General features: G+C 68.7%; 17 protein-coding genes and 1 tRNA gene. 11 read left to right on the top strand and 7 right to left on the bottom strand.

The genetic code is table 11. The annotated features are described in order from the left end of the window. Positions 1 to 167 precede the first annotated feature (167 nt). A complete protein-coding gene (locus KB201_RS15880; protein ID WP_211539751.1) occupies positions 168 to 1,118 on the bottom strand; it encodes an LLM class F420-dependent oxidoreductase in 951 nt (316 codons plus the stop codon). A gap of 4 nt (positions 1,119 to 1,122) precedes the next feature. Next, positions 1,123 to 2,193: a nucleoside hydrolase gene (locus tag KB201_RS15875; protein ID WP_078112401.1), complete on the bottom strand. Its 1,071-nt coding sequence runs from the start codon at positions 2,191 to 2,193 to the stop codon at positions 1,123 to 1,125. A 268-nt stretch (positions 2,194 to 2,461) separates the two neighbouring features. Here KB201_RS15875 and KB201_RS15870 point away from each other — a divergent pair, with 268 nt between their 5' ends. Beyond that, the gene (locus KB201_RS15870) at positions 2,462 to 3,391 is read left to right on the top strand and encodes a mechanosensitive ion channel family protein (protein ID WP_211539749.1); all 930 of its coding nucleotides are present in this window, start codon (positions 2,462 to 2,464) and stop codon (positions 3,389 to 3,391) included. Positions 3,392 to 3,457: 66 nt separating this feature from the next. Here KB201_RS15870 and KB201_RS15865 read toward each other — a convergent pair. Continuing rightward, a tRNA-Leu gene (locus KB201_RS15865) sits at positions 3,458 to 3,546 on the bottom strand. A gap of 120 nt (positions 3,547 to 3,666) precedes the next feature. Between KB201_RS15865 and KB201_RS15860 the strand changes: the two genes are divergently transcribed. Further along, positions 3,667 to 5,001 carry a M20/M25/M40 family metallo-hydrolase gene (locus KB201_RS15860; RefSeq protein WP_058250407.1) on the top strand — a complete coding sequence of 445 codons (1,335 nt, stop codon included), beginning with the start codon at positions 3,667 to 3,669 and terminating at the stop codon, positions 4,999 to 5,001. A 106-nt stretch (positions 5,002 to 5,107) separates the two neighbouring features. Beyond that, positions 5,108 to 5,653, top strand: coding sequence for a YbhB/YbcL family Raf kinase inhibitor-like protein (locus tag KB201_RS15855; protein ID WP_058250408.1), 546 nt, complete (start codon positions 5,108 to 5,110; stop codon positions 5,651 to 5,653). Between the two features lie 57 nt (positions 5,654 to 5,710). Here the strand turns inward: KB201_RS15855 and KB201_RS15850 are convergent, their stop codons facing one another. The 3 genes from KB201_RS15850 to KB201_RS15840 form a co-directional block, all read right to left on the bottom strand. Beyond that, positions 5,711 to 6,847, bottom strand: coding sequence for a quinone-dependent dihydroorotate dehydrogenase (locus KB201_RS15850; protein WP_058250409.1), 1,137 nt, complete (start codon positions 6,845 to 6,847; stop codon positions 5,711 to 5,713). Then, positions 6,841 to 7,188 (bottom strand): DUF5703 family protein, encoded by a 348-nt coding sequence (locus tag KB201_RS15845; protein WP_058250410.1) that lies wholly within the window; start codon positions 7,186 to 7,188, stop codon positions 6,841 to 6,843. The genes KB201_RS15850 and KB201_RS15845 overlap by 7 nt, the downstream gene beginning before the upstream one ends. A gap of 107 nt (positions 7,189 to 7,295) precedes the next feature. Beyond that, positions 7,296 to 8,327 carry a YncE family protein gene (locus tag KB201_RS15840; RefSeq protein ID WP_058250411.1) on the bottom strand — a complete coding sequence of 344 codons (1,032 nt, stop codon included), beginning with the start codon at positions 8,325 to 8,327 and terminating at the stop codon, positions 7,296 to 7,298. Between the two features lie 149 nt (positions 8,328 to 8,476). On the opposite strand from KB201_RS15840, the gene KB201_RS15835 reads away from it, so the two are divergent. From KB201_RS15835 to KB201_RS15810, 6 genes are all read left to right on the top strand, one after another. Further along, on the top strand, positions 8,477 to 9,319 hold the full coding sequence (locus tag KB201_RS15835) for an undecaprenyl-diphosphate phosphatase (RefSeq protein ID WP_058250412.1): 843 nt from the start codon (positions 8,477 to 8,479) through the stop codon (positions 9,317 to 9,319). Positions 9,320 to 9,386: 67 nt separating this feature from the next. Next, positions 9,387 to 10,148 carry an MSMEG_4193 family putative phosphomutase gene (locus KB201_RS15830; RefSeq protein ID WP_058250413.1) on the top strand — a complete coding sequence of 254 codons (762 nt, stop codon included), beginning with the start codon at positions 9,387 to 9,389 and terminating at the stop codon, positions 10,146 to 10,148. 25 nt (positions 10,149 to 10,173) lie between these two features. After that, a complete protein-coding gene (locus tag KB201_RS15825) occupies positions 10,174 to 10,908 on the top strand; it encodes a DUF3090 domain-containing protein (RefSeq protein WP_058250414.1) in 735 nt (244 codons plus the stop codon). Beyond that, on the top strand, positions 10,880 to 11,734 hold the full coding sequence (locus KB201_RS15820) for an SCO1664 family protein (protein ID WP_058250415.1): 855 nt from the start codon (positions 10,880 to 10,882) through the stop codon (positions 11,732 to 11,734). The genes KB201_RS15825 and KB201_RS15820 overlap by 29 nt, the downstream gene beginning before the upstream one ends. 66 nt (positions 11,735 to 11,800) lie before the next feature. After that, the gene (gene mshC, locus KB201_RS15815; protein WP_211539747.1) at positions 11,801 to 13,054 is read left to right on the top strand and encodes a cysteine--1-D-myo-inosityl 2-amino-2-deoxy-alpha-D-glucopyranoside ligase; all 1,254 of its coding nucleotides are present in this window, start codon (positions 11,801 to 11,803) and stop codon (positions 13,052 to 13,054) included. Between the two features lie 54 nt (positions 13,055 to 13,108). Further along, entirely contained in the window at positions 13,109 to 13,417 is a 309-nt protein-coding gene (locus tag KB201_RS15810; protein WP_058250417.1) for a hypothetical protein, read from the top strand. A gap of 28 nt (positions 13,418 to 13,445) precedes the next feature. Here the strand turns inward: KB201_RS15810 and KB201_RS15805 are convergent, their stop codons facing one another. Then, a complete protein-coding gene (locus KB201_RS15805) occupies positions 13,446 to 14,324 on the bottom strand; it encodes a PAC2 family protein (protein WP_058250418.1) in 879 nt (292 codons plus the stop codon). 51 nt (positions 14,325 to 14,375) lie between these two features. On the opposite strand from KB201_RS15805, the gene metH reads away from it, so the two are divergent. Together metH and KB201_RS15795 are read left to right on the top strand one after the other, a co-directional pair. After that, positions 14,376 to 17,966 (top strand): methionine synthase, encoded by a 3,591-nt coding sequence (metH, locus tag KB201_RS15800; protein ID WP_211539745.1) that lies wholly within the window; start codon positions 14,376 to 14,378, stop codon positions 17,964 to 17,966. A 38-nt stretch (positions 17,967 to 18,004) separates the two neighbouring features. Next, on the top strand, positions 18,005 to 18,772 hold the full coding sequence (locus KB201_RS15795) for a crotonase/enoyl-CoA hydratase family protein (RefSeq protein ID WP_211539744.1): 768 nt from the start codon (positions 18,005 to 18,007) through the stop codon (positions 18,770 to 18,772). Positions 18,773 to 18,794: the final 22 nt, after the last annotated feature.

Raw genomic sequence — 18,794 nt, 5'->3', positions numbered from 1 at the left:
AAGAAAGAAATCATCCGATGCCTCAAACGCTACGTCGCCCGCGAACTCTACAAAGCCTTCACCACCGACCTCGGAGCGCTTGACAATCTATAGGACCATCTCGTCGCTATCGCTCCTCGCACCTCAGGGACCAGTGCTTGTGCGGTTCTTCGGATGAGGGGGAGGGATCAGCCGATGAGCGGTGCCAGTGTCTCGCCGAGTAGCGAGACCCGCCCCGGCACGTGGCCGTTGGCGGGAGCGTTCACCGTGACACCGTCGACACCGGTCGCGAGCAGCTCGGCGTACCGGGCGGCCACCTCGTCGGGATCCCCGACGATCGTCGATCCGCGACGTGACTCGGCCGCCGGTGTGCGCTCCAGGTACGCCTCCAGCTCGGCGGTCGCCTCGGCGGCGGTCGGCGCCACGCAGGCCGACGTCTGGACGGTCACGGTGATCTCCGAGCGGTCCCGGCCGAGTCGTTCGCAGTGTTCGGCGAGGGCGTCGAGTTTGCGGGGGATGTCGGCGGGTGTGCACAGCAGGTTCGATTCGTCGGCGTACTGCGCGACCATCCGCAACGTCTTGCGCTCGCCGCCGCCGCCGATCATCACCGGGATCTTCGAGAGCGGCGCAGGCACATTGAGAGCGTTGGTGACCTGATAGCGGTCACCGTCGAGGCTGGGTGTCTCGCCGGCGAGCATGCCGAGGATGATCTGCAGCGCCTCCTCGAGGCGCTCGAACCGGTCGGTGAACGTCCCGAACTCGTACCCGAGCGAATCATGTTCCAGCTCATACCATCCCGCGCCGATGCCGAGCTGGGCCCGACCACCCGACACCACGTCGAGAGCCGTGACCGTCTTCGCGAGCAGCGTCGGGTTGCGGTAGGTGTTGCCGGTGACGAGCGACGACAGACGGACCTTCGAGGTGTGCTGGGCGAGTGCCGCGAGCAGGGTGTAGCACTCGATCATCGGATCGTCGGGCTCACCGAGCATCGGCAACTGATAGAAGTGGTCCATCACGAAGACGGTGTCGAAACCGGAGTTCTCGGCCTCTTGCGCCTGCGCGACCACGGTGGGGAACAACTGGTCGGCGGCGACGCCGGGGTAGGTGAAGTTCGGGATCTGGTAACCGAGTCGAGTCACCCGTTCAGAGTAGTCCGGTGGACTCCTCCGGCGCGGTGCCGACGATTTCGGGTGCGCGACTGCGCGCGAACGCGCCGATCGTCTCGATCAATTCGTCGAACACGGCGTCGACGTCGGTGGAGGTCGCGATGCGGGCGTTGGGTCCGGGTGCGGTCATCGCGCGTTCGTCGGCCACGGTCATGCCCCGCGTCAGCGTCCCGGCGAGTTCGACGTCGACGCGCGCCGGGCGGGTCTCGACCGTGTCGGGGGCCAGCGCGACCAGTGCGGCGAACGGGTCGTGCAGGTGGGCGATGTAACCCTCGTCGTGATCGTCGTGGAACTCGAAATAGAACCGCAGGGCGTCCACGAGATGCCGGATGATGTCGTTGTCGGCGACCGAACGGAGTCCGCGTTCGTCGGTCGGATCCGGGCACTCGACGGGTGTGCTGCCGGCCGCGGCGGCGAGTCGGACCACGTGGTCGGGTGTCAGAACGACCGACTCGGTGAGGTCGAGCGCGCAGACGATGGGTTCGGGGGCACCCGCGGTGCCGAAGGCGGTGAAGACCTCGGCGGCCGCTTCCGGGTCGACGGCGACGTTCCACTCCGAGGTGGGCGTCGTGTTGCCATGGGTGTGGAAGGCGCCGCCCATGATGACCAGGCGCCGCAGGCGCGCCGGCAGGTCCGGGTCGCGTCGGATCGCGGTCGCCAGGGACGTGAGCGGGCCGGTCACCAGCCCGACGAGTTCGCCGGCGTGGGCCTGCGACGCCTCGATCCAGGCGTCGGCGGCATCGAGATGGCTCGGCGTCGTGGTCGGGGCCGGCAGTTCGGCGTGTCCGACGCCCAGCGGACCGTGGGTGTCCTCGGTGGTCATCAGCGCGGCGACGAGGGGAGTGGCCGGGCCGGTGTGGACGGGCACCTCGGGGCGTCCGCACAGCTCCAGCCACGAGAGATTGTTGGCCGTGACGACATCGACGGGCACATTGCCGGCCGTGGAGGCCACTCCGACGAGGTCGACGTCGGTGCGCGCGAGCAGATAGATCAGCGCGAGTGAGTCGTCGATGCCGGTGTCGCAGTCGAAGAACAGGCGCTGGGTCACCGCACAATTGTGCCGGGTCCGCTGCGAACGGGGTTTTACCACCCCGTGGGGACCACGCCGACGCCTCGGAGGCCACCCGGGGGGGCGGTTGCGGCTCGCGCTCGACGTGATGGAGAGCACATACGCGAAACAGATGATCCTCGGCCGGTTCATTGTCATGTTCACCGCAGGCCGACAACGGTTTCGGCCACATCCCGTCTTGCCCAGAGAGCGGACACGGGGTCGGTCACGACTGGACAACGATCTCATCATCCGTACGGTCGGACCCATGTCGATTCAGGACTCTGCCTTCGAATGGACGGAAACGAACCGCGAATGGCTGATCGAGAATCCCGCTCGCATCGTCGCCTACGTGGTCGTGGCGTTGATCGTCCGCTTCGTGATCCACCGTGCCATCGACCGCGCCACCCGGCCACGGACCGCCGGCGGGGAGCCGGGCCGCGGCACCGCTCTCATGCGCGGACTGCGGTCGAAGTCGGCCTCCACCGAGCGCAACGCCCAGATCGCCGCACGCCGTGCACAGCGGGCCGCGACGATCGGGTCGGTGCTCAAGTCGACGGTGTCGATCGTGCTGCTCGTCTGGGTGGTGCTGTCGGTCCTGAGCGTCCTCGGCGTCAACATCGCGCCGTTCATCGCCTCGGCCGGCATCGTCGGCCTCGCCATCGGTTTCGGTGCGCAGAACCTGGTGCGCGACTTCGTGACCGGTGTCTTCATGCTGCTCGAGGACCAGTACGGCGTGGGTGACATCGTCGATCTCGGCGAGGCCGTCGGCGAAGTCGAATCGGTGGGGCTGCGCGTCACCACCCTGCGCGACATCGACGGCACCCTCTGGTACGTCCGCAACGGCGAGATCGCCCGCGTGGGCAACATGAGCCAGGAGTTCGCGGTCGCGCGCGTCGACGTCCCGGTGGCGCCCGGCGCCGACATCGACAAGGCGCAGCAGGTGGCCGACGAGGCGGCCCGCACCGCGGTGGAGGAGGACTCGACCGACATCCTCGGCCAGATCGAGATGCTCGGCGTCCAGGAGGTGTCGTCGGATCAGGTCGTCCTGCGTCTGACGGTGAAGACCAAACCGAACGGCCAGTGGGCGGTGCAGCGGCGACTGCGTCGGGCGATCCTGCGGGCCTTCGTGGAGAACTCGATCGATCTGCCGTACTCGCGGGCGTGGGCGGCGCTCGCGGACTCGGTCGCACCCTGACGCGGAGATCGCTTGCGGCACAACGAGAAGAACCCCGGCGGTGAGCCGGGGTTCTTCTCGTTGTTCTGGTGTCCGAGGGGGGACTTGAACCCCCACGTCCGTTAATAGGACACTAGCACCTCAAGCTAGCGCGTCTGCCATTCCGCCACTCGGACCTGCGTGCCGCGGTGAGCGTCCGGCGATCTCCCGCCGGTGGTCTCTCGACCCCGTCTCGCTGCAGCGGGATAACCCTAACCGAGGTTGCCCGTGTATCCCAAATCCCGTAGGAGTGAGGGGTGTCTTCACAGTCTGCGACCGACGAAGTGGTCGATCTGGTCAGCCAATTGATCCGTTTCGACACCTCCAACTCGGGCGAGCCCGAGACCACCAAAGGCGAGGAGGAGTGCGCCAAGTGGGTGGCCCAGCAGCTCGAGGAGGTGGGCTACACCACGCAGTACGTCGAGTCCGGCCGTCCCGGCCGCGGCAATGTGTTCGCGCGCCTCGCCGGTCCGCCCGACTCCGATCGCGGCGCGCTGCTGATCCACGCCCACCTCGACGTCGTGCCCGCCGAACCGGCCGACTGGAGTGTTCACCCGTTCTCCGGTGCCATCAAGGACGGCTACATCTGGGGCCGCGGCGCGGTCGACATGAAGGACATGGCCGGAATGGCCCTGGCGCTCGCGCGTCAGTTCAAACGAGACGGCACAGTGCCGCCCCGGGAGCTGGTGTTCGCGTTCCTCGCCGACGAAGAGGCCGGCGGGGCGTGGGGCGCCCACTGGCTCGTCGAGAACCGGCCCGACCTGTTCGAGGGCATCACCGAGGCCGTCGGCGAGGTCGGCGGCTTCTCGCTCACCGTCGACCGGCCCGACGGCACGCAGAAGCGTCTCTATCTGGTCGAGACGGCCGAGAAGGGGCTCGCGTGGATGCGGCTCACCGCCGAGGCGCGGGCCGGACACGGATCGTTCCTGCACGACGAGAACGCCGTCACCGAGGTCGCCGAAGCGGTCGCCCGGATCGGTCGGCACACGTTCCCCCTGGTGATGACGGAATCGGTCAGCCAGTTCCTGGCCGAGGTCAGTGCGGAGACGGGCCTGGACCTGAGTCCCGAGGCCCCCGACCTGGAGACGTCGCTGTTCAAGCTGGGCAACCTCGCGCGGATCATCGGCGCGACCCTGCGTGACACCGCCAATCCCACGATGCTCAAGGCCGGCTACAAGGCCAACGTCATCCCGCAGAAGGCCGAGGCGGTCATCGACTGCCGCGTGCTCCCCGGGCGGCAGGCCGCATTCGAGAAGGAGATCGACGAACTCATCGGGCCCAACGTGCGGCGGGAGTGGATCACCCATCTCGATTCCTACGAGACGACCTTCGACGGCGACCTGGTGGATGCGATGAACGCCGCCGTCCTCGAGCACGATCCGCAGGGAAAGACGGTGCCGTACATGCTCTCCGGCGGCACCGACGCCAAGGCGTTCGCGAAGCTGGGCATCCGGTGCTTCGGGTTCGCGCCGTTGCGGTTGCCGCCCGAACTCGACTTCGCGGCCCTGTTCCACGGCGTCGACGAGCGCGTGCCCGTCGATTCGGTTCTGTTCGGCACCAAGGTCTTCGAGCACTTTCTGCGGCACAGCTGAGCACACCACTACAGTGGGCGTCACGGCCTTCCCGCCGATCCGGGCGCACCGGTTCGGAGGGTGACCGGCACTCTTCCGCCGCGCGAAACGTGAGAAAGGTGAACACATGTCGTCATTCGACCCGTACTCCCCGCTGCCGAGCCTTCCCGGTTTCACCCTGACCTCGGAGAGCTTCACCGACGGGGCTGCACTCGCCAACGGGCAGGTGAGCGGGATCATGGGTGCGGGTGGCGAGGACCTCTCACCGCAGCTGAGCTGGTCCGGATTCCCCGCCGAGACCAAGAGTTTCGCCGTCACCGTCTACGACCCCGACGCTCCGACCGCCGCCGGGTTCTGGCACTGGGCCGTCGCCGACATCCCCGCCTCGGTCACGAGCCTGCCCGAGGGCGCCGGCGACGACGACGGGTCCGGGCTCCCCGGAGGCGCGGTCACTCTCACCAACGACGCTTCGCTACGCCGCTACATCGGTGCCGCGCCGCCTCCCGGACACGGCCCGCACCGCTATTTCGTCGTCGTGCACGCCGTGGACACCGAATCGCTCGGGCTGCCGGAGAACGCGACACCGGCCTACCTGGGTTTCAACCTGTTCTCTCATGCGATCGCGCGGGCGACCCTCGTCGGCACCTACGAGCAACCAGCCGAGAACGTCTGAGTTCTCGCACGGCCGGCCGATCGCCCGGTGCCCTGCGTACCGGGCGATCGGTGGCCGTCAGGGCTGGTTGCGGGCCGCGCAACCGACCGCGTCGGAGATCGAGGCGAAGCCACCGGCGCGGGCGCGCCGGGCGAGTCCGGCATGGAGTTCGGCGAGCCACACCGGGCCGCCGTAGATGAAGCCGGTGTAGACCTGCAACAGGTCGGCACCGGCGCAGATCCGCTCCCAGGCCTGGTCGACGGTCTCGATGCCGCCCACGCTGACGAGCGCGACACGTCCGCCGACGCGGTCGTAGAGGCGACGTAGCACCGTCAGCGACCGAGCGGCGACCGGCGGCCCGGACAGACCACCGGCACCGATCTTGTCGACCTCGTGCGACGCGGTGCGCAGACCCTCGCGGCCGATCGTGGTGTTGGTGGCGACGATCCCGGCCAGGCCGAGCTCCACGGCCAGGTCCGCCACGGCGTCGACGTCGTCGTCGACGAGGTCGGGGGCGATCTTCACCAGCACCGGGACGTCCACGGCGGCGAGCACCGCGGCCAGGATGGGCCGCAGGGAGTCGACGGCCTGCAGATCGCGCAGTCCCGGGGTGTTCGGCGAACTCACGTTGACCACGACGAAATCCGCGAGCGGTCCGAGCAGTTCCGCCGAACGCCGGTAGTCGTCGATGGCGTCCTCGACCGGGACGACCTTGGTCTTGCCGATGTTGGCTCCGATGGGGACCGACACCGGCCCCCGTCGTACCTCGGTCAGGTGCTGTGCGGCCACCTCGGCACCGGGATTGTTGAAGCCCATCCGATTGATCAGCGCACGGTCCGCGGGCAGCCGGAACAATCGCGGCGTCGGATTCCCGGGCTGCCCCTGGCCGGTGATCGTGCCGATCTCGGCGAACCCGAAGCCGAGCTGACCCCAGGTGTTCACCGCGCCGGCCGTCTTGTCGAACCCGGCCGCCAGACCGATCGGGGCGGGGAAGTCGACGCCGAACACCCGCGTCCGCAGGATCGGATCATGCCGGGCCAACAGCCTCGCGGTCAGGAACGCCAACGGCGGAAACCGCCCGACGACGCGCAGCACCGAGAACACGATGTGATGGATTCGCTCCGGATCGACGCGGAACATGATCGAGCGCAGCAGGGGATAGCACCACCGGTTGAGCACGGGAAGTACTCGGGTGGTGCTGCGGGACATCAGCATGCGCGGGCGCTCCGTGGGTCGTTGTCGTCGAATCCGGTGGACCGGTCGCCGGTCGGGTCGGCGGTGTCGGGCCCGCGTGAACCTCGCGGCGGCCGGCGCCGTTTGAGCAGCACCTTGCGGGTTCCGTCGGAGTAGAGCCGCACCCGGGACAGCTCCCAACCGCCGAACTCCGCCTCGAGGGCCAACCGCATCGATGCGGTCACCCGGGTGACGTCAGGGGGAAGACGCAGCAGGATGCACTCGACATCCTCCGAGGTGACCTCCCACCCGTCGGGATAGCGCGAACCGAGGCGCGCAGCAGTACGCGCACTACGAGCGTGCGGACGCCGGTCAGTATTCATTCGGCCCGCTCGCTTCGCTCCCGGCGCCGGGATTCATTCGGCCCGCTCGCTTCGCTCCCGGCGCCGGGATTCATTCGGCCCGCTCGCTTCGCTCCCGGCGCCGGGGTTCATTCGGCCCGCCCGTCGTCGGGAACCACCTGGAGTCCGCCGTTCCGCGCCGAGAGCACGTAGACGGTGCCCGATCCGTCGACCACGATGCGGTCGGGCTGTACGACCGAAGCGAACCGCCGGACCTCGGTGGGTTCACCGTCTGCCAGGTCAAATGCCACCACCTCGTTGTCGCCGGTCGTCGAGACCCAGAGCAGGTCTCGGGTGTCGTCGTAGTCTACGGCGTACGGTCCGCCGGCCACCGGGTAGCGAAAGCGCATCACCAGCGGTGATCCGAAGAAGCCGAGGATCTCGCCGTCACGGGTGTTGGCGACCAGCACGCGTCCGAACTCGTCGACGGTCGAGTTGGTGGCCCCGTTGCCCGCACGCAGCGCCGGCCCCAGTTCACCGGATTCGGGGTCGACGGGGGTCACCGACGACTGCGCCCGATCCAGGACGACGACCTGGCCGTCGAGGCCTTCCGCAGACTCGGGCGCGGCCGTCACCGAGTCCACCCGTACGAAGCGATCGACGTCGTGCTTCTTCGCGAAATCGTTGTCGTACACGAGGACTCGTCCATCGGCTGTGCCGACGACGAGCAGCCCGGCCGTGGTCCGGGCGATCGCCGTCGGCTGGTCGGACTCGAGGTCGCCGGTGCGGACCCGTCCGTCGGCATCGACGACGACGAGCGCACGCGGGCCCGCGCCGACGAACCCGCCGTCGTCGCCGGCGGCCAGGGTGGTGAGGCCCGGGACCGCGATCGTCTGCGGCGGGGTCGTCAGCGCCCCGGCGTCGTATCGGAGGATCTGGTTGCCGTCGGCTGACAGGACGGCGACGCTGCTATCCGACGCGGCGAGCGCACGCGCCTCGGCCGGGGCGGGCACGACGGTGCCCGCGGGAGCCGTCGTCGAATTCGCCGGCGCCTCCGGCGCGGTCGCGGGCACGACGGTCGGTACGTCGGGGGTGCCGTCGTCGGAGCCGCACGCGGTGATCATGCCCACACCGATGACCAGTGCCGCCGTGGCCGCGATCGGGCCCCGTAGCCGCGACATGCCCGTGTGGGACTGGTGACTTGGGCGTGAAGGTCGCGGGAAGAGCATGTCCCCATCTTGCGCGACCGCTTCCGCGCGCCGCTCAGGCGGGTCGGAGCCGTGTCGTCGTGTCGGGTCGGCCGCGGCGGTCCCAAGTAGCATCGGGCGCCGTGACCGACACCATGACGTGGACCCAGTCGATCGTTCTCGGGGCGTTGCAGGGCCTCACCGAGTTCCTGCCGATCTCGTCGTCCGGGCATCTCCGGATCGCCTCCGAACTGATGTTCGGCGAGGACGCCGGGGCCTCCTTCACCGCGGTCACGCAGCTCGGCACCGAGGCCGCGGTCCTCGTCTTCTTCGCCCGCGACATCGTCCGCATCATCACCGCGTGGTTCCGCGGGCTCCGTCATGCCGACGAGCGGAACGTCGACTACCGGATCGGCTGGTACGTGATCTTCGCGACCATCCCGATCGGCCTGATCGGTTTCCTGTTCAAGGACGAGATCCGCACCACCGGACGCAATCTGTGGCTCGTCGCCATCATGCTGATCGTGTTCGCCGGCGTGTTCTGGCTGGCCGAGCGCTACGGGCAGAAGCAGCGGAATCTCGAACAGCTCACCCTGCGGGACGGCCTCGTGATGGGTGGCGCCCAATGTCTGGCGCTGATTCCGGGCGTGTCGCGGTCCGGTGCGACCGCGAGTGCCGGCCTGTTCCTCGGACTCGAACGCGAAGCCGCCTTCCGCTTCTCGTTCCTGCTGGCCATCCCCGCGGTCACCGCATCCGGCCTGTTCAGCCTCCCGGACGCGTTCAACCCGAGCGGGGAGGGCATGGAGGCCAGCGGGCCCCAGCTGCTCGTCGCGACGCTGGTCGCGTTCGTCGTCGGTTATGCCGCGATCGCCTGGCTGCTCAAGTTCGTCAGCGCGCACTCCATGAACTGGTTCGGCGCCTATCGCATCGTGCTGGGCGTCACGCTGATCATCCTGTTGTCGACCGGCGTCGTCTCGGCGACCTGATGCCACGGCCGCGGCGCCGGGCGGTCGCGCCGTGCGGTCCCGCCGGGCCGGTGCCTATGGTTGTGGGATGACCGTGATCCTTCTCCGGCACGGCCGTTCGACGGCGAACACCTCAGGGGTGCTCGCCGGTCGCAGCGCCGGCGTCCACCTCGACGACCGCGGGCGCGCCCAGGCCGATGATCTGGTTCGTCGTCTCGGCGACCATCTCGGGTCCATTCGCGCGGTGGCGCGTTCGCCGCTCGATCGGTGCGCCGAGACCGTCCAGCCACTGCTGGCGGCGCTGGCCGCGGACGGGCAGGCGCCACCCGAGATCGTCGTCGACGATCTCGCCGAGGTCGACTACGGCGGGTGGACCGGGCGTCCGATCTCGGAATTGTTGACCGAACCGCTGTGGAAGGTCGTGCAGCGGCAGCCGTCGGCCGCGATCTTCCCCGACGGGGAGGGACTCGCCGACGTGCAGGCACGGGCCGTACGCGCCATCCGCGAACTGGACCGCGTCCACGGCGGCCCGGACGGTTCCGGGGTGTGGATCGCGTGCTCGCACGGTGACGTGATCAAGTCGATCATCGCCGACGCCATGGGCAGCCACCTCGACGCCTTCCAGCGCATCGTCGTCGAACCGGCGTCGATCAGCGTGATCCGCTACACGCCGTCGCGTCCTTATGTCCATACGGTGAATGCGACCGAGTTGCTGTCCATCCCGAAGCCCCCGCCGCCGGCGCAGGACGGGCAACGACCGTCCGACGACGCGGTGGTGGGCGGCGACACGGGCGCGGATGTAGCGCCGTCCGCCAATGGTGCCGCGACGATCCCGGCGACATCGGGATAATGAACCAGACGACGAAGGAGGTGTGATGTCTCGAGCGATACACGTGTTCCGGAGCCCGGACCGCTTCGTGGCGGGCACGATCGGGCAGCCCGGTGACCGCACGTTCTACCTCCAGGCGGTCCACGAGGCCCGCATCATCAGCGTGATGCTGGAGAAGCAGCAGGTCCAGATCCTCGCCGACCGGATCGGTGCCCTGCTCGACGAGATCCACCGACGCTTCGGCACGCCGATCCCGCCGGAGACCGACCGGGTCGGTGACCTGAGTCCACTGGTGATGCCGGTCGACGCCGAGTTCCGGGTCGGCACCATGGGTCTCGGCTGGGACGCCGAATCCGAGGCGGTCGTGGTCGAGTTGCTCGCCATCACCGAGGGGGAGTTCGACGAGAGCGTGGTCCTCGACGACACCGACGAGGGCCCGGACGCGGTGCGGGTCTTCCTGACGACCGCGGCGGCCCGCGAGTTCGCCGCCCGCTCGTCGAGGGTGATATCCGCGGGACGACAGCCGTGCCCGTTGTGCAGCGAACCGCTCGACCCCGAAGGTCACCTGTGTATCCGGACCAACGGATACAAACGGGATGCGGAGTTGAGCAAATCCCTCGACTTCATCGACCCCGATGTCTTCAACAGCCTTGCCGCACAGAGTGATCCGGGCCTGGCGGCCGATGACGACCCCTTCGGCCAGGCGGGGGACACCCCGCCGTCCGGTGACCCGGACGACCCCGACGAGCCCGGTGACGCCGGCTCTTCCGCACGTGACTGACGAGCCCGCGGTCGACCACGTCCTCCGCGACGGCGAACTCACCATCCTCGGCCGGATCCCCTCGGCCAGCAACGCGACGCTCGTGTGCGATGCGGTGCTCGACGACCGGACCTCGGTGCGTTGTGTCTACAAACCGGTGCGCGGTGAGGTCCCGCTGTGGGACTTCCCCGACGGCACGCTCGCCGGACGGGAAGTGGCGTCGTACCTGATCTCGGAGGCGCTGGGGTGGGACACGATCCCGACCACAGTGCACCGCGACGGCCCGCTCGGGCCCGGGATGGTGCAGCGCTGGGTCGAGACACCGGACAACACCGATCACCCGATCCCGGCGACCGAACCGCGGGTCGACCTGGTCGACCTGTGCCCGGTGGGCGCGGTACCCGCCGGCTATCTCGCGGTCCTGCAGGCCTACGACCCGTACGGCGACCCCGTCGTGCTGGTGCACGCCGACGACCCGCGGTTACAGCGCATGTCGGTGCTCGACGTCATCCTCAACAACGCCGACCGCAAGGGCGGTCACGTCCTGGAAGGTCTGGACGGCACCGTCTACGGGATCGACCACGGCATCTGTCTGCACGAGGAGGACAAACTGCGGACGGTGCTGTGGGGCTGGGCGGGCGAACCGGTACCCGGGCACCTCGTCGCCGATGTCGCCGAGCTCGCGGAGCGCTTGGAGACCGACGGCTCGGCCCTGCGCGCACAGCTCGCCGAACACATCACGCCCGACGAGATCGAGTCGCTCGCGATCCGCGCGATCGTGGTCGCCGAGAGCGCGACCATGCCGCACCCGCCCGGTCACCGGCCCATCCCGTGGCCGCCGTTCTGAGCGAATGCGCTCCGTCCCGGACGAGGCCGTGAAGGGCCTGCGCGCGGTGGGCAATACAGTGGACGCATGCAGTCGTGGCCCGATCTCGAACTCCCCGCCGTACCGGGCAGTGGACCCGCCCTCCGTCTCTACGACACCGCCGACCGTGCGGTCCGTCCCGTCGCCCCCGGGGCCACCGCGACCATGTACGTGTGCGGCATCACCCCCTACGACGCGACCCACCTGGGGCACGCCGCCACCTATGTGACCTTCGACCAGGTCAACCGGATCCTGCGCGATCAGGGTCACGAGGTTCATTACGTGCAGAACGTCACCGACGTCGACGACCCGCTGTTCGAACGGGCGGACCGGGACGGCGTCGACTGGCGTGATCTCGGGGCGCGGGAGACGCAGCTGTTCCGCGACGACATGACCGCCCTGCGCGTCCTGCCCCCGCGCGATTACATCGGCGCGGTCGAGTCGGTCAACGAGGTCGTCGAAGTCGTCGGCAAGCTGCTGGCCTCCGGGGCCGCCTACACCGTCGACGATGCGCAGTTCCCGGACGTCTATTTCCGCACCGATGCCACCGAACAGTTCGGCTACGAGTCGGGGTACGACCGCGAGACCATGGAACGGTTCTTCGCCGAGCGCGGCGGCGATCCCGATCGTCCCGGCAAACGCGATCCGCTCGACGCGCTGCTGTGGCGCGCCGAACGTCCGGGCGAGCCGTCGTGGGAGTCGCCGTTCGGTCCGGGCCGGCCGGGCTGGCACATCGAGTGTTCGGCGATCGCGCTGAACCGGCTCGGGATCGAGTTCGACATCCAGGGCGGCGGTAACGATCTCATCTATCCGCACCACGAGTACTCGGCGGCCCACGGGGAGGCCCTCACCGGTTCGCGGCGGTTCGCCCGGCACTACGTGCACACCGGGATGGTCGGGCTCGACGGCGAGAAGATGTCGAAGAGTCGTGGCAATCTCGTGTTCGTGTCGGTCCTGCGTCGCGAGGGCGTGGACCCCGCGGCCATCCGACTCGCACTGCTCGCCGACCACTACCGCGGTGACCGGATGTGGACGGACGCGGTCCTGGACACGGCCGTCGAACGCCTCGGTCGCTGGCGTACGGCGCTCGGCGCCGGCGCCGGACCCGACGCCGAACCGGTCATCGCACGGATCCGCCAGCATCTCGCCGACGATCTCGACACCCCCAAAGCGCTTACTGCAGTGGACGGTTGGTGCGCGGATGTGCGCAACGGAATCGGTTCGTCGACGTCGGCGCCCGCCGAACTCGCGGCCGCGGTCGACGCGCTGCTGGGAATCCCGCTCGTCCCCGACGTCCGATAGGCGTTGTCCCCACGCCCGGATGTCCGCGCGCCGACGTCTGGGTAGAGTGCTGACGTGGCGCGCGTGCAAGAGATCCGACCCGAGACCGACGCCGGGGTGTACACCGTCGTCACCCGGACGTCGACCTACCTGCTGGATTTCACCGAGATGACGCTGCTCCGGGCCCCCGGGGTCGGCGGCACCGAGAACGAGGACTGGACGGTCAGCAGGCTCCGACGCGACTCCGAGGACATCCCGCTGCTCGGGGTGAAGTCCTGTCGCCTGGGGGAGTCCGCGCAGTTCTGGGTGCGCGCCGCCGACGATCCCGACGTCCGCACGTGGCGGATCACCACCCCGGTGGTGTCCATCGAGAAGATCGGCTGACGACCCGGATTCCGGCTGGACGCCTGGTTCAGGGTCCGAACGGTCCCTGGCCGCGACGTTTGAGATACCGCTCGAACTCCGCGGCCAGCGCGTCGCCGTCGATCTTCGCCATGACCTCGTCGGTGTCGACCTCGGCGTCCCCGCGCTCCTCGAGCCCGCGCACGTAGTCGGCGATCTCCTCGTCGTCCTCGGTCATCTCGGTGACCGCGCGTTCCCATTCCTCCGCCTGCTCGGGGAGGGTGCCGAGCGGCACCTCGATGTCGAGGACCTCCTCGACCCGGGTCAGCAGCGCCACCGTGGCCTTCGGGTTCGGCGGCGTCGACACGTAGTGGGGGACGGCCGCCCAGAACGAGACGGCCGGCAGACCCGCCTGGACGAAGAGATCCTGGAGGACGCCGGTGATGCCGGTCGGTCCCTCGTAGCGACTTTCCGCGAGGTTGTACCGGGCCGCGGACTCGCTGCTGTAGGCCGCGCCGGTCACCGGCACCGGGCGGGTGTGCGGGGTGTCGGCGAGCAATGCGCCCAGCATCACCGTGGTCTCGACACCGAGCTCCTGCGCGAGGTCGACGATCTCGGCGCAGAACGCCCGCCACCGCATGTTGGGTTCGATGCCGCGGACCAGCACGATGTCGCGGTCGGCGCCCCGCGGGCTGCAGTACGAGATCGACGTCGTCGGCCAGTCGATCCGGCGTGTGACCCCGTCGATCTGATTCACGGTGGGGCGATTGACCTGGAAGTCGTAGTATTCATCGGAGTCGATGTCGGCGAGGGGTCGGGCGTCCCATTCGAGTGCCAGGTGCTCGACAGCGCTGCTGGCGGCGTCCCCGGCGTCGTTCCACCCCTCGAAGGCCGCGAGCAGAATGGGTCTGCGCAGCTGGGGAAGGTTCGACGTCTGCTCAGCGTTCACCGATCCAGCCTACGACCGAACACGCAGAGAGGGCGAACTACGCTGTCAACCATGTCCCCTGACTTCTCCGGAACCGATCCACGCGATTTCGACACGACATTTCTGTCGGCGATGTCGCGTCGGGTACTGATCGGCGACGGGGCGATGGGCACCATGCTGCAGGCCGCGGATCTGACGCTCGACGACTTCCGTGGCCTCGAGGGTTGCAACGAGATCCTCAACGACACCCGGCCCGACGTCCTCGAGGGCATCCACCGTGCGTACTTCGAGGCCGGCGCCGACGCCGTGGAGACCAACACCTTCGGGTGCAACCTGTCGAATCTGGGCGATTACGACATCGCGGACCGGATCCGGGAGTTGTCGTACAAGGGAACGACGATCGCGCGCGGCGTCGCCGACGAGATGGGTCCCTCGGCCGACGGCACCGACCGTTTCGTCCTGGGTTCGATCGGGCCGGGCACCAAGCTGCCCAGCCTCGGCCACACCACGTATGCGGCCATCCGCGACGCCTACCTGGAATGCGTCATCGGCATGCTCGAGGGCGGTGCCGACGCGATCCTGATCGAGACCTCGCAGGACCTGCTGCAGGTGAAATCGGCGGTGGTGGCCGCCCGCCGTGCGATGGAGCGGGTGGGCCGCAAGATCCCGATCATCTCCCACGTCACGGTCGAGACGACCGGCACGATGCTCCTCGGCTCGGAGATCGGTGCCGCGCTGACAGCGCTGGAGCCGCTCGGTATCGATCTGATCGGCCTGAACTGCGCCACCGGTCCCGCCGAGATGAGCGAACACCTGCGGTACCTCTCCAAGCATGCGCGCATCCCGGTGTCGGTGATGCCCAATGCCGGTCTGCCGGTCCTCGGTGCCAACGGTGCCGAGTATCCGCTGACGCCCGAGGAACTCGCGCAGGCCATGTCGCAGTTCGTGGGCGAGTTCGGCCTGCAGTTCGTCGGCGGTTGCTGCGGCACGACACCCGAACACATCCGGCAGGTCGCGGACGCGGTGTCCGAGGTGACCCCGGCGACCCGGACCCCGGAACACGAGTCGGAGACGTCGTCGCTGTACTCCGCGGTGCCCTTCGACCAGGACGCCAGCTTCCTGGTGATCGGTGAGCGCACGAACACCAACGGCTCCAAGGCCTTCCGCGAGGCGATGATCGCCGAGGACTACCAGAAGTGCCTCGACATCGCCAAGGACCAGACCCGCGACGGCGCGCACATGCTCGACCTCAACGTCGACTACGTCGGTCGCGACGGCGCCGCCGACATGACGGCTCTCGCCAGCCGGTTCGCCACCTCGTCGACGCTGCCGATCATGCTCGACTCCACCGAGCCGGAGGTCATCCGAGCCGGTCTGGAGTCGCTGGGCGGGCGCTGCGCGGTGAACTCGGTCAACTACGAGGACGGCGACGGACCGGATTCGCGGTTCACCAAGATCATGCAGCTCGTCGTCGAGCACGGGGCGGCGGTCGTCGCGCTCACCATCGACGAGGAGGGGCAGGCGCGTACCGCGGACTGGAAGGTCCGGGTGGCCGAGCGGCTGATCGCCGACATCACCGGCAACTGGGGGCTCGCCGAAGAGGACATCATCCTCGACACGCTGACCTTCCCGATCTCGACGGGTCAGGAAGAAGTCCGACGCGACGGCATCGAGACCATCGAGGCGATCCGCCGGCTGCACGAGGCCCACCCCGACGTGCACTTCACGCTGGGCATCTCGAACATCTCCTTCGGGCTCAATCCCGCTGCGCGACAGGTGCTCAACTCGGTCTTCCTGCACGAGTGCGTGCAGGCCGGCCTCGACACCGCGATCGTGCACGCGTCGAAGATCCTGCCGACGGCCCGGATCCCGGAGGAGCACCGCGAGGTCGCCCTCGACCTCGTCTACGACCGGCGACGTGAGGGTTACGACCCGCTGCAGAAGCTCATGGAGCTGTTCGAGGGTGTCTCGGCCGCCTCGGCGCGTGAGTCGCGGGCCCAGGAACTGGCGAAGCTGCCGCTGTTCGAGCGCCTGGAGCGCCGGATCGTCGACGGTGAGCGCAACGGTCTGACCGACGACCTCGACGAGGCAATGACCCAGGTCCCGCCGCTGACGATCATCAACGACACGCTGCTGGCCGGGATGAAGACCGTCGGCGAACTCTTCGGTTCGGGCCAGATGCAGCTGCCGTTCGTGCTGCAGTCCGCCGAGGTGATGAAGACCGCGGTGGCGCATCTCGAGCCGCACATGGAGGCCACCGGCGAGGACGGCAAGGGACGCATCGTCCTCGCCACCGTCAAGGGCGACGTGCACGACATCGGCAAGAACCTCGTCGACATCATCCTGTCCAACAACGGGTACGAGGTCGTCAACATCGGCATCAAACAGCCGATCGCGACCATCCTCGACGTCGCCGCGGACAAGCGGGCGGACGTCATCGGGATGTCCGGGCTGCTGGTCAAGTCGACCGTGGTGATGAAGGAGAACCTCGAGGAGATCAACTCCCGCGGGCTCGCCGACGAGTACCCGGTGCTGCTGGGCGGCGCCGCACTCACCCGCTCCTACGTCGAGAACGATCTCTCCGAGACCTACGAGGGCGACGTGCACTATGCGCGTGACGCTTTCGAGGGTCTGCGCCTGATGGACGACATCATGGCGACCAAGCGCGGTGGGGGACCCGACCCGGACAGCGACGAGGCGAAGGCCGCGGCGGAGAAGGCCGCCGAACGCAAGGCCCGCCATGAGCGATCGAAGCGCATCGCGGCCAAGCGCAAGGCCGCCGAGGAACCCGTCGAGGTGCCGGCCCGCTCGGATGTGGCTGCCGACAACGAGATCCCGACCCCGCCGTTCTGGGGGTCGCGGATCGTCAAGGGCGTCCCGATCGCGGACTACATGCAGCTCCTCGACGAGCGCGCGCTGTTCCTGGGTCAGTGGGGCCTTCGGGGCGCCCGCGGTGGTGACGGGCCGTCGTATGAGGATCTCGTCGAGACCGAGGGTCGTCCGCGACTGCGGTACTGGATCGATCGCCTGTCGACCGAGAACATCCTGCAGCACGCCGCGGTGGTCTACGGGTACTACCCGGCGGTCAGCGAGGGCGACACCGTCCACGTGCTCACCGAGCCGGAACCGGATGCGCCGGTGCGGTTCAGCTTCACGTTCCCGCGTCAGCAGCGGTCGCGGTTCCTGTGCATCGCGGACTTCATCCGGTCCCGCGCCGACGCGAAGGCGGCCGGCAAGGTCGACGTGCTGCCGTTCCAGCTCGTCACCATGGGACAGCCGATCGCCGACTTCGCCAACAAGCTGTTCGCCGACAACGCCTACCGCGACTACCTCGAGGTGCACGGCATCGGCGTGCAGCTGACCGAGGCGCTCGCCGAGTACTGGCATCAGCGGGTGCGCAGCGAACTCGCGTTCGGCGACCGCACGATGGCCAGCGAGGACCCGGAGAACGCCCAGGGCTTCTTCGACCTCGAATACCGCGGCGCGCGTTTCTCGTTCGGTTACGGCGCCTGCCCTGACCTCGAGGACCGGGCGAAGATGATGGAGTTGCTCGAGCCGGGACGGATCGGCGTCGAACTGTCCGAGGAGTTGCAGTTGCATCCCGAGCAGTCGACCGACGCGTTCGTGTTGCACCATCCGGAGGCGAAGTACTTCAACACCTGACGTACTTCGCCACCGGATCGAGGGACGGGGGACAGGCCATGACGGTTCTGGAGCGGTCCGAGGGGCCGGTGCGGATCATCGGGATCGACCGGCCGGATCGGCGCAACGCCGTCGACCGCGCGACCGCCGATGCGCTGGCGGATGCCTTCCGGCGGTTCGACGCCGACGAGTCGGCGTCGGTGGCGGTGCTCTACGGCGAAGGCGGGACCTTCTGTGCCGGAGCCGATCTCAAGGCCATCTCGGACGGTGACCCGAATCGGGTGGCACCCGACGGTGACGGCCCCATGGGTCCGACTCGGATGACGTTGTCCAAGCCGGTCATCGCGGCGATCTCCGGGCACGCCGTGGCCGGCGGACTGGAGCTGGCGCTGTGGGCGGACCTGCGTGTGGTCGACGACGACGCCGTCTTCGGGGTGTTCTGCCGTCGCTGGGGTGTCCCGCTGATCGACGGCGGCACCGTCCGTCTGCCCCGTCTGATCGGCGGGAGCCGGGCCATGGATCTCGTGCTGACCGGCCGGGCGGTACCCGCCGACGAGGCATTGTCGATCGGGCTCGCCAATCGCGTCGTCCCGTCCGGGACCGCGCTACCGGCCGCGATCGCGCTGGCCGCCGAGATCGCCGCGTTCCCGCAGACGTGCATGCGCGAGGACCGGATGTCGGTCCTCGAACAGGACGGCCTGGACACGGACGCGGCCATCGCCAACGAACTCCGACACGGCATGGTCTCGCTCGCCACCGACACCCTGGCCGGCGCAAGCAGATTCGCCGGCGGCGCGGGCCGGCACGGGGAGGGCGTGGGCAGTTAGACGGTCCGACGAATGCGGAACG

The organism is Gordonia sp. SCSIO 19800 (assembly GCF_018132775.1).
Taxonomy (GTDB): domain Bacteria; phylum Actinomycetota; class Actinomycetes; order Mycobacteriales; family Mycobacteriaceae; genus Gordonia; species Gordonia hongkongensis.
The sequence above is the reverse complement of the archived record's forward strand: the minus strand, read 5'-3'. Positions and strand labels throughout refer to the sequence as shown.